The sequence below is a fragment of the Tenacibaculum sp. MEBiC06402 genome (assembly GCF_049239625.1).
Taxonomy (GTDB): Bacteria; Bacteroidota; Bacteroidia; order Flavobacteriales; family Flavobacteriaceae; genus Polaribacter.
The window spans coordinates 72171-85023 of sequence record NZ_JBMKKT010000095.1; the positions used below are offsets into that span (position 1 = coordinate 72171).

Annotated in this window: 17 protein-coding genes; 8 read left to right on the forward strand and 9 right to left on the reverse strand. The window is 31.0% G+C overall.

Annotated elements, in window-relative coordinates; translation table 11 throughout:
- Positions 1-60 precede the first annotated feature (60 nt).
- From ACOSP6_RS08615 to ACOSP6_RS08645, 7 genes are all read left to right on the forward strand, one after another.
- On the forward strand, positions 61-546 hold the full coding sequence (locus ACOSP6_RS08615; protein ID WP_422095121.1) for a GNAT family N-acetyltransferase: 486 nt from the start codon (positions 61-63) through the stop codon (positions 544-546).
- Positions 533-1789 (forward strand): aspartate kinase, encoded by a 1257-nt coding sequence (locus ACOSP6_RS08620; RefSeq protein ID WP_422095122.1) that lies wholly within the window; start codon positions 533-535, stop codon positions 1787-1789. Before ACOSP6_RS08615 ends, ACOSP6_RS08620 begins: the two co-directional genes overlap by 14 nt.
- 48 nt (positions 1790-1837) lie before the next feature.
- Positions 1838-3649 (forward strand): GNAT family N-acyltransferase, encoded by a 1812-nt coding sequence (locus tag ACOSP6_RS08625; protein ID WP_422095123.1) that lies wholly within the window; start codon positions 1838-1840, stop codon positions 3647-3649.
- Positions 3650-3737: 88 nt separating this feature from the next.
- The gene (locus ACOSP6_RS08630) at positions 3738-4235 is read left to right on the forward strand and encodes a LytR/AlgR family response regulator transcription factor (protein WP_422095124.1); all 498 of its coding nucleotides are present in this window, start codon (positions 3738-3740) and stop codon (positions 4233-4235) included.
- 108 nt (positions 4236-4343) lie between these two features.
- A complete protein-coding gene (locus ACOSP6_RS08635; RefSeq protein WP_422095125.1) occupies positions 4344-4610 on the forward strand; it encodes a hypothetical protein in 267 nt (88 codons plus the stop codon).
- A 32-nt stretch (positions 4611-4642) separates the two neighbouring features.
- Positions 4643-4819, forward strand: coding sequence for a hypothetical protein (locus ACOSP6_RS08640; RefSeq protein ID WP_422095126.1), 177 nt, complete (start codon positions 4643-4645; stop codon positions 4817-4819).
- Between the two features lie 115 nt (positions 4820-4934).
- Positions 4935-5804, forward strand: a complete 870-nt coding sequence (locus tag ACOSP6_RS08645; protein WP_422095127.1) for an OmpA family protein — start codon at positions 4935-4937, stop codon at positions 5802-5804.
- Positions 5805-5867: 63 nt separating this feature from the next.
- Here ACOSP6_RS08645 and ACOSP6_RS08650 read toward each other — a convergent pair whose 3' ends face one another.
- Together ACOSP6_RS08650 and yiaA are read right to left on the reverse strand one after the other, a co-directional pair.
- The gene (locus ACOSP6_RS08650) at positions 5868-6410 is read right to left on the reverse strand and encodes a hypothetical protein (RefSeq protein ID WP_422095128.1); all 543 of its coding nucleotides are present in this window, start codon (positions 6408-6410) and stop codon (positions 5868-5870) included.
- Positions 6411-6515: 105 nt separating this feature from the next.
- Positions 6516-7004: an inner membrane protein YiaA gene (gene yiaA, locus ACOSP6_RS08655; protein ID WP_422095129.1), complete on the reverse strand. Its 489-nt coding sequence runs from the start codon at positions 7002-7004 to the stop codon at positions 6516-6518.
- Between the two features lie 154 nt (positions 7005-7158).
- On the opposite strand from yiaA, the gene ACOSP6_RS08660 reads away from it, so the two are divergent.
- Positions 7159-8664: a hypothetical protein gene (locus ACOSP6_RS08660; RefSeq protein ID WP_422095130.1), complete on the forward strand. Its 1506-nt coding sequence runs from the start codon at positions 7159-7161 to the stop codon at positions 8662-8664.
- Here the strand turns inward: ACOSP6_RS08660 and ACOSP6_RS08665 are convergent.
- The 7 genes from ACOSP6_RS08665 to panB form a co-directional block, all read right to left on the reverse strand.
- Positions 8659-9048, reverse strand: coding sequence for a VOC family protein (locus ACOSP6_RS08665; RefSeq protein WP_422095131.1), 390 nt, complete (start codon positions 9046-9048; stop codon positions 8659-8661). The genes ACOSP6_RS08660 and ACOSP6_RS08665 overlap by 6 nt on opposite strands.
- Positions 9048-9506 carry a DUF1801 domain-containing protein gene (locus ACOSP6_RS08670; RefSeq protein WP_422095132.1) on the reverse strand — a complete coding sequence of 153 codons (459 nt, stop codon included), beginning with the start codon at positions 9504-9506 and terminating at the stop codon, positions 9048-9050. Before ACOSP6_RS08670 ends, ACOSP6_RS08665 begins: the two co-directional genes overlap by 1 nt.
- A gap of 8 nt (positions 9507-9514) precedes the next feature.
- Complete coding sequence (locus ACOSP6_RS08675) at positions 9515-10021, reverse strand: DUF4199 domain-containing protein (protein ID WP_422095133.1); 507 nt, start codon at positions 10019-10021, stop codon at positions 9515-9517.
- A 95-nt stretch (positions 10022-10116) separates the two neighbouring features.
- The gene (locus ACOSP6_RS08680; protein WP_422095134.1) at positions 10117-10524 is read right to left on the reverse strand and encodes a response regulator transcription factor; all 408 of its coding nucleotides are present in this window, start codon (positions 10522-10524) and stop codon (positions 10117-10119) included.
- Between the two features lie 27 nt (positions 10525-10551).
- Positions 10552-11490 carry a 2-hydroxyacid dehydrogenase gene (locus ACOSP6_RS08685; RefSeq protein WP_422095135.1) on the reverse strand — a complete coding sequence of 313 codons (939 nt, stop codon included), beginning with the start codon at positions 11488-11490 and terminating at the stop codon, positions 10552-10554.
- Between the two features lie 12 nt (positions 11491-11502).
- On the reverse strand, positions 11503-11898 hold the full coding sequence (locus tag ACOSP6_RS08690; protein ID WP_422095136.1) for an RDD family protein: 396 nt from the start codon (positions 11896-11898) through the stop codon (positions 11503-11505).
- 24 nt (positions 11899-11922) lie between these two features.
- Positions 11923-12741, reverse strand: coding sequence for a 3-methyl-2-oxobutanoate hydroxymethyltransferase (gene panB, locus ACOSP6_RS08695; RefSeq protein WP_422095137.1), 819 nt, complete (start codon positions 12739-12741; stop codon positions 11923-11925).
- Between the last annotated feature and the right edge of the window lie 112 nt (positions 12742-12853).

Below are 12853 nucleotides of genomic sequence, written 5' to 3' on the forward strand. Positions count from 1 at the left end.
AATTTGTAATTTTTTTTAACCAGTTATGATAAAAAGTATTTTTGCATAAATTTTTTAAAAATGAGTTTTATAATTCGACAAGGACAAAAGAAAGATGTACAAGCAATTTTAGATTTAATTGTGGAATTAGCTGTTTTTGAGAAAGAACCAGATGCTGTTGAAATTAGTGCGGAAGATTTAATTAGAGATGGATTTTCGAATAATCCAAAGTTTAAAACTTTTGTTGCAGAAGAACCTGACGGAACTATTATAGGGATGGCTTTATTCTATGAGCGTTATTCAACTTGGAAAGGTAAGGCAATTCATCTAGAAGATTTAATGGTTACAGCATCAAAAAGAGGAATTGGAGCAGGTAAAGATTTGTATGGAGCCGTACTAAAATACGCTTACGATAATAATTACAATCGTGTTGCATGGGAGGTGTTAGATTGGAATTCAAATGCTATTAATTTCTATGAAAAAACGGGGGCTAAAGTTTTAAGAGATTGGGATGTAGCTCAAATGAATAAACAAAATTTAGAGAAATTTATAAATGAGAATTTTTAAGTTTGGAGGAGCGTCAGTAAAAAGTCCTGATGCAGTGAGAAATGTAGCACGTGTGCTACAACATGAAGGAACTGAAAATACACTGGTTGTAATTTCCGCTATGGGAAAGATGACCAATGCTTTTGAGCGTTTAATAAACGCCTATGTTGACGGTTCAGATGATTTGAATGAAGCATTACAAGCAATTAAAGATTTCCATACAGAAATGATGGATGGCTTGTTCGATAAGAATGATGAGATTTACACCAAAGTAATGTATCTGTTTGGTGAACTTGCTGGTCGAATGGCAATTAACACCTCTAAAGACTATAATTATATATATGATCAATTAGTAGGTTTTGGTGAAATATTGTCCACTACAATTGTAAGTGCTTATTTTACTAAAATAGGAATAGAAAATCATTGGTTGGACGTTAGAGAGTATATCAAAACAGATAGTAATTACCGAGATGCTAAAGTAGATTGGGAATTGACTGAATCAATTATTAAGGAAAAAGTTGATACTTCAAAACTAAATATTACGCAAGGTTTCTTGGGAAATAATGGAGAATACACCACAACTTTAGGAAGAGAAGGTTCCGATTATACCGCTGGTATTTTTGCCTATTGTTTAAATGCAGATAGCGTTACAATTTGGAAAGATGTACAGGGAGTTTTAAATGCCGATCCTAGAGTTTTTGAAGAAACTGAATTACTGAAAGATATTTCTTATACCGAAGCGATTGAGATGGCGTTTTACGGCGCATCGGTAATTCATCCTAAGACAATTCAACCTCTAGAGCAAAAACAAATTCCTCTTTTCGTTCGATCGTTTGAGGATTTAGATAAAGAAGGAACAGCTGTTTCTGGAAGCACAAAAGGAATTCAACCAGAAGTACCTTGTTACATTGTTAAGAAAAATCAAATTTTAGTATCGGTTTCTGCAAAAGATTTTTCATTCATGGTTGAAGATAATATCAGTGCTGTTTTTAAAAGACTACATGATTATAAGTTAAAGGTTAATTTAATTCAAAACTCAGCAATTAGTTTTTCTGTATGTATCGAAGATAAGTTTTTTAACTTCGATAAGTTTTATAATGATTTAAAATCAACATTCAATATAAAGTCTTATAAAGATGTTACATTATATACTATTCGACATTTTAATGACGAAGCAATAAATAGTATAAAAAGTAAAGGAAAACCTATTATAAGACAAATTAATACAGAAACAGCTCAGTTAGTTATTCAAGAAAACGCTTAACACAAACAATTTTCTCCTATATTTGCGGTTTACGTTAACACCAAACTTATGGGTTTAGTTACATCTAAAGAAGTTGCAAAAGCTATAAAAGTTGATAAACTAGGGATTTTAGGAACATTTATTGGTTGGTTACTAATGAAGGTTCTTAGAATATCTACAGCGAATAAAGTATATAATAAGCATAAGCACCTTAACGATTTACCATTCTTAAAAGGATTATTAGACGAGTTTCAAATTGATTTTGAAATTCCAGAAGAAGATTTTAAGAGGATTCCAAAAGAAGGTCCGTTTATTACAATTTCAAATCACCCATTAGGAGGAATTGATGGAATTTTATTATTACGTTTATTAGTAGAGCATCGTCCAGATTATAAAATAATTGCTAACTTTCTATTGCATAGGGTAGATCCTCTGAAGCCTTATGTAATGCCAGTAAATCCTTTTGAAGATCATAAAGATGCAAAGTCGAGTGTTGCTGGAATTAAAAGTGCCTTAATGCATTTAAGAGAAGGTAAACCATTGGGAATTTTCCCTGCAGGTGAAGTTTCTACATATCGAGATGGAAAGTTAATGGTAGATAAAGAATGGGAAGAAGGTGCAGTGAAGTTGATTAAGAAAGCAAAGGTTCCTGTAATTCCTATTTACTTTCATGCTAAGAATAGTAGATTGTTTTACGTTTTATCAAGAATTAGTGATACGTTACGTACAGCAAAACTTCCTTCTGAGTTATTATCACAAAAGAATAGAGTTATCAAAGTAAGAATAGGAAAACCTATTTCAGTAAAAGACCAGGATAACTATAAAGAAATACCAGCATTTTACGAATACCTGCGTAAAAAGACCTACATGTTGGCGAATCCATTTGAGAAGAATCAAAAGTTAATTTCAACTCAAAAATTAAAAATTCCTAAGAAGGTTAAAAAGATTACTTCACAACGAAACCCTGATTTATTTATTAAAGAGATTGATGGATTAAGGGATCATGGAAAACGAATGTTGGAAAGCAAAAATTATGAGGTTTTCTTTACAGATGCAAAAGAGATTCCTAATATATTGCATGAAATAGGAAGACTTCGGGAAATTACGTTTAGAGAAGTTGGCGAAGGAACCAATAATGCGATAGATTTAGATAAGTTCGATAAGTATTACCACCATTTATTATTGTGGGACAATAATACAAATCAGGTAGTTGGAGCTTATCGTATGGGACTAGGAAAAGATATTTTTAAGAAATATGGTATAAACGGATTTTATGTTCAGTCATTATTTAAAATTGAACCTGAGTTACATCCGATGATGGAAAAAACTATCGAAATGGGTAGAGCTTTCATCATAAAACAATATCAGCAAAAACCAATGCCGTTATTTCTACTTTGGAAGGGAATTGTTCATGTCACTCTTCGTTATCCAAAGTATAAATATTTAATGGGAGGAGTTAGTATTAGTAATCAATTTTCGGAATTTTCAAAATCCTTAATGATTGAATTCATGAAGTCTCATTACTACGACCCTTATGTTGCGCAGTATATTCATCCGAAGAAAGAATTTAAGGTAAAATTAAAGGATGGGGATAAAGATTTTGTATTTGATGCTACACAATCGGATATGAATAAATTCGATAAAGTAATTGATGAAATTGAACCAGGAGCACTACGAATTCCTGTTTTAATTAAGAAGTATGTGAAGCAAAATGCACGATTAGTAGCTTTTAATGTTGATCCGAAGTTTAATAACGCAATTGATGGTTTAATGTATATAAAAGTAGCTGATTTACCTGAAAGCACCGTTAAACCTGTTTTAGAAGAATTTCAAGCGGAATTAGAACAGAAAGCACAAGAGAACCTACAAAAAGGAAAATAATTTAAAATTTAGATAGTAACATTTTGTCATCTGATGGAACGTAATTAAAAATGCTGTTTTAGAGTAATTGCGTACAAAAGAATCAAAAATGACAAAGGGGTTAGCTGTAATTATAGTTCAGGTTAATAATAATATAGAAGTCTCTCAAAATCAATTGTTAACACTTGAACAATTACAGCAGCTTTTCCCGAAAGATTCTAATTCCCAAAAACAACTAAGTCTAGATGGTTTAAATCAACTATATACGCAAAAAGCCAAAGTATCAGAAAAGGTGTTTCTTCATGTTAATGACTCACACGTGTGTTTAGAAATCAACTCCATATTAAAATGTGAAGCATCGGGTAATTACACCGTTTTTTTTACTCACGACAGCAAGAAATATTTAGTTTCAAAACCTTTAAAGTACTACGAGAACTTATTTAATTCACACGATTTTTTCAGGGCAAATAGATCAGTCTTGGTGAATATGAAGTTTGTGAAATCAGTTTATAAAAAACAGGCAATTATCTTAACCACGAATGAGAGAATTGTTGTCTCTTCTAGAAATAAAAATAAGTTGACCGAGTTTATACAGAAATACACTTAAAAGAGAAATCTACAACTTTAAACAATTATTATTTACGCTTACATAAATCTCAATTGATTGAGACAGTTTATAAGATAATTTTATTGAAACAATTAAAAATTCAATAGAATGAAAAAATCAATTTTAAACTTAGGTAGAGCTTTAGAAAAAGGAGAGCAAAAGAAAGTAAAAGGAGGAAATCCGCTATCATTAGAATGTCAATACCAGTGCGATGGCACAAACTATGAATTAGTTCCTGGTCAAGGAAGCGATTGCTATTTAAATTACCCTGCTATAATTACAAATCATCCAAGCTGTGGAGGTTCAGGAGGTTCAACCGGAACTGGTGGTGGAGGAATTCGTCCAACTGGAGGAGGAATAGAAATCTGGGCTTAATTTATAATTCAACCAATTTAAAATATTAAATGATGAAAAAATCAATTTTAAACTTAGGAAAAGCTTTAGAAAAAAGAGAGCAACAAACTATAAATGGAGGAAGGTACTACTGTCCTAATGGAGAAAGAGCATTAGTAGGGTGTATTAATGGAACTCTAATAGGTTATTGTGGAGGGGGAACAACTGTAAACTTTGGTCCTTGTTTTTAAATAATTAGAGCAAATCAATATATAAACGCTATTCATTTGAATAGCGTTTTTTGTTTACAATAAATATTATACTTCACTCGTTTAGCTAACAACTGAAATAATCAAAAACTAAAAAATGAAAAAAACTGTAATCCTCCTAAGTTCATTAGCTATTGTAATGAGTTCATGTGTATCAAAAAAAAAATATGCAGAGCTAGAGCATCAATATCAAGACACTAAAGGAAATCTTCAAAAAACAACACTAGAAAAACAAGAGTTAGAAGCGAAGTTTGCTAAAATTGAAAAAAGAGTTGAAAACTATAATGAGAAGATTAACTCATTAAAAAACTACAACTCATCTCTTAAGGAAGAGAATAATGTAAAATTAGACATGATAGGAAAAACTGCTGTTATTTCTAATTCTATGAAAGAAAAGATGAGAGAAACGCTTAAAAATGTTGATCAAGTGGAATTAGCGAAGGCAAAAACATTGAAAGATTCTATGAATTTGGCAATAGCTTATAATTTAAAAAAATCAATCAATACTTCTGAGTTAGAAAATTCTGATGATATAAACATCGATATTGATCAAACAGTAGTAATGATTTCTGTTGCAGATAATTTATTATTCAATACAGCAAGTTATAGAGTAAAGAGAAAAGCTCATAAATTAATTAAGCAATTAGCTGATGTGATTAATTCAGAGCCTAGTATGGATGTAATGATTGAAGGTCATACAGACTCCAGAACTATTAATAACGCAGTTGTTCAAGATAACTGGGATCTAAGTGTGAAAAGAGCTACATCAATTGTTAGATTGTTAGAGAAAAAATATAATGTTGAAGGAAATAGATTAATTGCAGCAGGAAGAGGAAGTTCTGTTCCTTTAGTTGAAAATACTACAGCAAAAAACAGAGCAAGAAACCGTAGAACTAGAATCGTTATTCTTCCAAATCTTGATAAGTTCTTTGGTTTAATGGCAGAAGAACAAACGCTTAACCCGTAATAAGGTTATTATAATCCCTCATAAAAATGAAAGCCTATCTAATTTAGATAGGCTTTTTAAATTTTATTTTTTTCCAAAAAGACGTTGAAAAAACCCTTTAGCTTTTCCTTTTGCTTCTTTTAATTCTTCAGCCGCATCCTCCGCTAAATCAACAGCTTTCTCAGCAGCTTCACTTAAAGCTTCTTTAGTCTCTTCTGCAAATTCATTAGCCTTTGCTTTTATCTTTTGAGCTTCTTCGCTGGCCAGCATTTCTTTTACTTTCTCTTTTGTGTCATTATAAGCTTCTTTCGCATCGTCAGCTAAATCGGCTAATTTTTCTCCGGCTTCTCCAGCAAATTCAGAAATCTTTTCTTCTGCAACTTTAGCATATTCACCTGCCTTATCCGCTGCTTCTTTAAAAGCTTCTTTTGCCTCACCGGCCATTTTAGTTGCTTTGTCAGCGGCTTCATTGAATGTGTCTTTTGCAGACTTGGCAGATTCCTCTGTAGCTTCAGCGGTTTCGCTTACTGTATCCTCTACATTTTCTGTAGCTTCGTTAGCTGTATTTTCTACATTTTCACTAGCATCTTTTGCTTTATCTTCTAAATTCTTGTTTTCTTCAGACATTTTTTTTGATTTAAAGTTAGTTACTTCTCAAATTTATAAAATAAAAAGAAACCCAACAATCTCATATTGTTGGGTTTTTGACTAACTACTTAGCTAATCGAATTATCAAAACAAATCTTTCTCCTTTTGATTTCTTTCGATATAAGCAATATCTCTTGTGTTCTTTTGAACAGCAATAGCGGCATATATACTAAGCATAAACGATATTCCGTAAAATCCTTTTTCACTCAATTCTAAATCAGCATTCCAAAGTCCTATAATTAGCAAAATGATTGAGATAATAGTTGTTGCCCAGCTAATGCTATAATACATTTGAGTTACTTCAATTCCTTCAAGTTTATCTCTAACTGCTTTTTGAACAGAAATAACTGAGAATAAACCGAATAGTAAAATGGTGAAATAGTATCCTTTTTCATTCAATAACATATCGGCATTCCATAAACCGATACAGAAAGCAATTGTTCCCACGAATAAACTAGCCCATGACGCTCCAACAAATGCTGGTGTTGGTTTTTGATCATAAATAGTGTTCTTTTTTCTTTTTTCTTTTTTGGTTGTAGCTTCTTTGTTTGAAACTGTTGTTTGATAATCCATAATAATTTATTTTAAATAATTACACTTCAAAGATGAAACGATCTCAGTTCTTATGGAAAACAATTTTTATTTGAAACTGATGATATATAATTATTTTTATTATGTTTATTATTAGTAATTATTGACATATTTTTTACAAAACTGATGATATAAAATGAGTTTAAATTTGTTAGTTTCCTCTTTTTCTTCCGAAGAAGCTACTCGGTTTATTGGTTTTTTGAATAAAAAGAACAAAAGATCTGATGTTAAGAATATTGAGTTATTCAAGTATTTGTATACCGATGAACTTTCCTCAGAGGAGATTTGTAAGCGATTATATTCAAATGGAAGGAAAGATGCTTATCATGCATTAAGAAAAAGGTTATATGAATCTATAATTGAATTTTTAGCTGCAGTAAATCTGGAAGAAGAAAATTCTGAAAAGGTAGCCGTGATCAAATATATATTGGTGGCACGTTCTTTTCTGCAACAGCAACAGTTTCTTTTAGGTTATAAATTGCTAACGAAGGCATCAAAAATCGCAAAAGAATATCAGCTCTATCCTTATTTAAATGAAATTTATCACTTAAGAATTCAATTCGCACATGCTAATGATAAAGAAGATTTAAATCAATTAATTGAGTCGTATAACTTTTACAGAAAACAAGCTCGGTTAGAAGAAGAGTTGAATATTGTATACGCTAAAGTAAGAGCCATATTACATCAAATTACAGCTAAAGGTGAGGTAATAGATTTTCAAAAAATTGTTTTACGTATTCTTCACGAACAAGATATAGATATTAATGAATCCTTATCGTTTAAATCCTTTTACCAATTATTAACGATTGCTAGTATTTCAGCATTTGTATCTAAAGATTATTTGCAAATCGAGTCGTTTATGTTAGAAATGTATGAGGTATTAAAAGAACATCCGAATAAAGATAGAGAACGTTTTTTTCATATTCATGTGTTATACATGATTGCTAATACACTTTTTAGAACAAAACAATTTGGAAAGTCGATGCAGTTTTTAGATTTAATGGATAATGAAATTCAGAAAAATAGAAAAAAGTACGAACGTATTTTTAGACTGAAATATGAGTTACTCTATACATTGAACCTAAATTATACCAACAGTCAAAATAAAGCAATTGAAAGGCTTGAATCGATAATGAAAAAGAAACATTCGGATGTAATTGGAACTTTAGATTTACATTTAAGTTTAGTGGTATTTTACTTTCAAAAAGGAGCAATAAAAGCTTCTTACAGTTTATTATCGAAACTTTATCACACGGACAATTGGTATTTGGAAAAAGTAGGGAAAGAGTGGGTGATTAAAAAAAGTTTGATTGAAATTTTATTGCTTGTAGAACTTGATAAATTTGATTTGTTTGAAAATAGAATAAGTAGGTTTAAACGTCAATATTCATCTTATATCAAGGAAGTTGGTCAGGAAAGAGTTTTAATTTTCTTGAAATATGTACAACAGTATTATGATAATCCGAAAGCCGTAACATCTGATAACTTTCAAAATACCGTTGAAAATTCTTTTGATTGGATTGGAGCTAAACAAGAAGATATTTTCGTAATGAGTTTCTATGCTTGGTTAAAAAGTAAAATGATTAAACAACCCATTTACGATGTTACTTTAGATTTAATAGCTCAAGCTCAGGAATTATAGAAAAGCCTCATCAATAGGTTCCCATAATTCTATTTTGTTTCCGTCTAAATCTACAATCCATGCAAATTTTCCATAGCTATATTCTTCAACATCTCCGAGAATAGTTACGCCTTCAGTTTTGAGTTGTTCTAATAATTCTTTTAAGTTTTCAACTCTATAATTCACCATAAAATCCTTTTTTGAAGGAAGAAAGTGATTTGTATCTTTCTTAAACGGACTCCATTGTGTAGAAGCTTTTTTATCATCACTATCTTTCCACCAAAATGTACAGCCCCAATCATCAGTATTAAAACCTAAATGTTTTTGATACCAATCTTTCGTTGCGTTTACATCTTCAGTTTTAAAAAACACACCTCCAATTCCTGTTACCTTACCTTTTTTCATTACTTCTTTTTTACGTTAGTTTCATAAGTGTTTATCCAATCTTCAACCGTTATTTTTTTACACAACTCGGCAATTAACTCATAAGGAATATCATCCATTTTTTTAAAACGAACACAGCTTTTACCCATGTCTAATTTACGTTTGCTATGCTTTGGATATTCATTTACAAACCAATCATGAATTTCTGGATTTGCATAAATTCCACTGTGATATAAATTCACAGAGTTCTTTTGTGAAGCGACATTCATAAACGGTAAAGGTTGCTTTGGATCGCAATGATATCCATCTGGGTAAATAGAATGCGGCACATAATATCCCAACATGTTATAAGTTATTCCTTCTTCAAAACCTTCAGGAAGATTTTCCTTTATAATCGCTCTAATTTTTTCAACTACAGGCTGTCTGTCTTCAGGTAACTGACTTATATATTCTTCTGGTGTAGATGCTTCGTATTTCATACTATAAATTATTTACGTTGTAGGAATAAGGCTGATATTAAAGATATAATAAATCCTATAATTACTACTGTTATAAACATAATAAAAGCCATAAAACCAGATCCGCCGTATTGTTCCATTTGTTGTACTAACTCTTTTCTTTTGATTTCAAACTCTTCTGGACTTAATGTTGTTTTCATTGTCCCCAAAGTTTTTTCTAAATACTCTGTCGCAAAATCAGGATTGATTTGGGTAGTGTATAAATAATCAATAATTCCAAAACCAATTCCAGCACAAGCAGATATGAGAATCCCAATTAATAAAGCTTTAATAAAAGTTACTGATCCGTTATTTTCATTGTCTCGAAAATGCTTGATTCCGAAATAAACAAAAGAAAGAGAGGCAACCATTGACAGATAACCAATAACTTCTTGAGTAGAGTAGTCAAAAGTTTTTCCTAAGGTTAATGCTAAAAAGAATAAAATAGAAGCTGTAATAATACTAAACACTCCATATTTAATGATTGTATTTTTCATAAGTTTTTAGTTTGAAATGATCTTTCAAAAGTAGTTTAGTTGGAGAAAAAATTAATCATACTAAAGTACCAAAGCACTCCTACTTTCGTATAAAACTAGATAATTTCTAGTTCTTTAGCAATTTGAACTGCTTGAGTTCTGCGTTTAGCATTAAGTTTAGTGAGTAGGTTAGAAACATGCGTTTTAATGGTGCTTTCGGATAGGAATAATGTGTCTGCAATTTCCTTATTTGAAAATCCTTTTGCAATAAGCTCTAAAACTTCATATTCTCTTGAGGTAATTTCGAGTTGTTTTATTTTCTGATGATTAATCTCCGTTGCACTTTCTTTGGTTTTAATTGTTTTTTTATTGATTACAATACCTATGAAAAAAGCTACAACAGCAATGCTCGTAATTACAAGTTCGGTTTTTATTCCTCCAGAAATAATTGAATATTTAGTAACTTGAAATAAAACTAACAAAGCAATAGTTAAAGCACTAAAAACAAGAATTGTTTTCTTCATGCTTCTAATTTATAAATTCGAGATAAACTAACAGAATTTCTTCTTGACTTTGTCAACAATTGTTTGCGCTAATTTTTCTTTGCTTTCAATTGTCCAACCTGCTACATGAGGAGAAAGCAATACTTTTTCTGAGTTGATTAAATATTGAAAAGCATCTGGCATTTCTGAATCTGTAAAAAGATTTTCAAACGATTTTTTCTCGTACTCTAATACATCTAAACCTGCGCCTAAAATTTTTTCCGTTTCAATGGCCGCGACCAAGTCTTTTGTTACAACAGATTTTCCTCTTGCAGTATTGATTAACCAAAATGGTTTTTTAAACCCATTAATAAACGACTCGTTAACCATATTCATAGTTAATGTTGTTTGCGGGGTATGAAGACTCAATACATCAGCTTTTTCTTGTAGTTCTTCAAAAGAAACTTGTTTGCAATTTTGATCGCCAACATTTGGTTTTATATCGTAACACAAAACCTCAACATCAAAACCTCCAAGTTTTTTAGCAAAGGCTTTTCCCATATTTCCATAACCGATTAAACCAACTGTTTTACCATCTAGTTCAATTCCACGGTTATCTTCTCGTAACCATTTTCCTTGTCGAACTTCTTTATCTGCTTTATTAAGTTTATTGAATAAAGAAAGTAACATTCCTAAAGCATGCTCACCAACTGCGTTTCTATTTCCTTCAGGAGCGGAAACTAATTCAATATTTTTTTGCTGTGCATAATCACAATCAATATTTTCAAGTCCAGCGCCAACACGACCAATAAATTTCAGTTTTGTAGCTTTATCTAAAAATTGTTTATCGATAGTAAACCTGCTTCTTATTACAATTCCATCATATTCATGGATTTTAGCTTCTATTTCATCCTTTGAAGAAGTATAATCTTCGTGATTTGTAAAACCTAAATCAGCAAATTGATGAATTAATAACGGGTGATTTGAGTCGAGGTGAAGGACGTTCATTTATTCTAATTGTTAGTTATCATCAAATACAACTATAGAATTTGCTACAGAATCATGAATAGCTTGTTTTTTCCTACTTGTCGTTATCGTGAATAAAGAAATCCAACCAAGAAAAGCCTTGGTTATAAACCTTAAAATCGCAAAGAAGAAATTAATTTTATTGTCTTTATGGATTTCACGTACTCTAATTTTACAAATTTGATGACCAATAGTAGCTCCTGAAATTGAAATCATTAAAGGTTCATATAATAGAAAAATTAAAGAGAAGACAATAATTTTTAAATACTCTGAAGGATTTTCCATGTTTGAAAATATATCAGAAGCGGCTAAACACGAAACTACTAAGATGATACCATCAATAGTAGCTGCTTTAATTCTTATAAAAAGCCCAGGATATTCTTCGTTCATTATTTCAGATTCATAACTTTTTTATTAGTACTGCTCTTTCTCATTTGGGAAATCAACACTCTTTACGTCAGAAATATATTGCTTAAAAGCGTTGGTCATTTCGGTATGTAAGTCTAAATATCTTCTTAAAAAACGAGGATTAAATTCATGTGTCATTCCAAGCATATCGTGCATTACTAATACTTGTCCGTCAACACCACTTCCAGCCCCAATTCCAATTACAGGAATTGAAATACTTTCAGCAACTTCTTGCGCTAATTTTGCTGGAACTTTTTCTAGCACCAAAGCAAAACAACCAAGTTCTTCCAGTAATTTAGCATCTTCTTTTAATTTCCTTGCTTCTTCCTCTTCTTTAGCTCTTACAGTGTAAGTTCCAAATTTATAAATAGATTGTGGAGTTAATCCTAAATGTCCCATAACAGGAATTCCCGCGGTTAAAATTCTAGAAATAGATTGCTGAATTTCAGCTCCACCTTCTAATTTAACAGCATGCCCACCAGATTCTTTCATAATACGAATAGCTGAACCTAATGCTTGCTTTGAATCTCCTTGATACGATCCAAAAGGTAAGTCTACCACAACTAAACAACGGTCAATAGCTCTTACTACAGAACTTGCATGATAAATCATTTGATCTAAAGTAATAGGTAATGTAGTTTCATGTCCAGCCATTACATTTGAAGCCGAATCACCAACTAAAATTACATCAATACCAGCATCATCAACGATTTTAGCCATTGTGTAATCGTAAGCAGTTAACATTGAAATTTTTTCATTGTTACTTTTCATTTCTACTAACGACTTTACAGTAACTTTTTTATATTCTTTTTTTGCTACAGACATTTGTTGTTTTTTTATTTGGGTAAAAATAGACAAAATAGAGGAAACAAGTTAATATATTGTTAATTTGAATTGAATACTGATGTTTTTTATAGTTTTACATAAAACTGATATT

Coding starts and splice junctions, on each gene's coding strand:
- yiaA (WP_422095129.1), bottom strand. CDS start 7,004: ATGGATTATCAAACAACAGTTTCAAACAAAGAAGCTACAACCAAAAAA.
- ACOSP6_RS08635 (WP_422095125.1), top strand. CDS start 4,344: ATGAAAAAATCAATTTTAAACTTAGGTAGAGCTTTAGAAAAAGGAGAG.
- ACOSP6_RS08685 (WP_422095135.1), bottom strand. CDS start 11,490: ATGAACGTCCTTCACCTCGACTCAAATCACCCGTTATTAATTCATCAA.
- ACOSP6_RS08675 (WP_422095133.1), bottom strand. CDS start 10,021: ATGAAAAATACAATCATTAAATATGGAGTGTTTAGTATTATTACAGCT.
- ACOSP6_RS08690 (WP_422095136.1), bottom strand. CDS start 11,898: ATGAACGAAGAATATCCTGGGCTTTTTATAAGAATTAAAGCAGCTACT.
- ACOSP6_RS08615 (WP_422095121.1), top strand. CDS start 61: ATGAGTTTTATAATTCGACAAGGACAAAAGAAAGATGTACAAGCAATT.
- ACOSP6_RS08630 (WP_422095124.1), top strand. CDS start 3,738: ATGACAAAGGGGTTAGCTGTAATTATAGTTCAGGTTAATAATAATATA.
- ACOSP6_RS08665 (WP_422095131.1), bottom strand. CDS start 9,048: ATGAAAAAAGGTAAGGTAACAGGAATTGGAGGTGTGTTTTTTAAAACT.
- ACOSP6_RS08650 (WP_422095128.1), bottom strand. CDS start 6,410: ATGTCTGAAGAAAACAAGAATTTAGAAGATAAAGCAAAAGATGCTAGT.
- ACOSP6_RS08640 (WP_422095126.1), top strand. CDS start 4,643: ATGAAAAAATCAATTTTAAACTTAGGAAAAGCTTTAGAAAAAAGAGAG.
- ACOSP6_RS08625 (WP_422095123.1), top strand. CDS start 1,838: ATGGGTTTAGTTACATCTAAAGAAGTTGCAAAAGCTATAAAAGTTGAT.
- ACOSP6_RS08645 (WP_422095127.1), top strand. CDS start 4,935: ATGAAAAAAACTGTAATCCTCCTAAGTTCATTAGCTATTGTAATGAGT.
- ACOSP6_RS08670 (WP_422095132.1), bottom strand. CDS start 9,506: ATGAAATACGAAGCATCTACACCAGAAGAATATATAAGTCAGTTACCT.
- ACOSP6_RS08680 (WP_422095134.1), bottom strand. CDS start 10,524: ATGAAGAAAACAATTCTTGTTTTTAGTGCTTTAACTATTGCTTTGTTA.
- ACOSP6_RS08620 (WP_422095122.1), top strand. CDS start 533: ATGAGAATTTTTAAGTTTGGAGGAGCGTCAGTAAAAAGTCCTGATGCA.
- ACOSP6_RS08660 (WP_422095130.1), top strand. CDS start 7,159: ATGAGTTTAAATTTGTTAGTTTCCTCTTTTTCTTCCGAAGAAGCTACT.
- panB (WP_422095137.1), bottom strand. CDS start 12,741: ATGTCTGTAGCAAAAAAAGAATATAAAAAAGTTACTGTAAAGTCGTTA.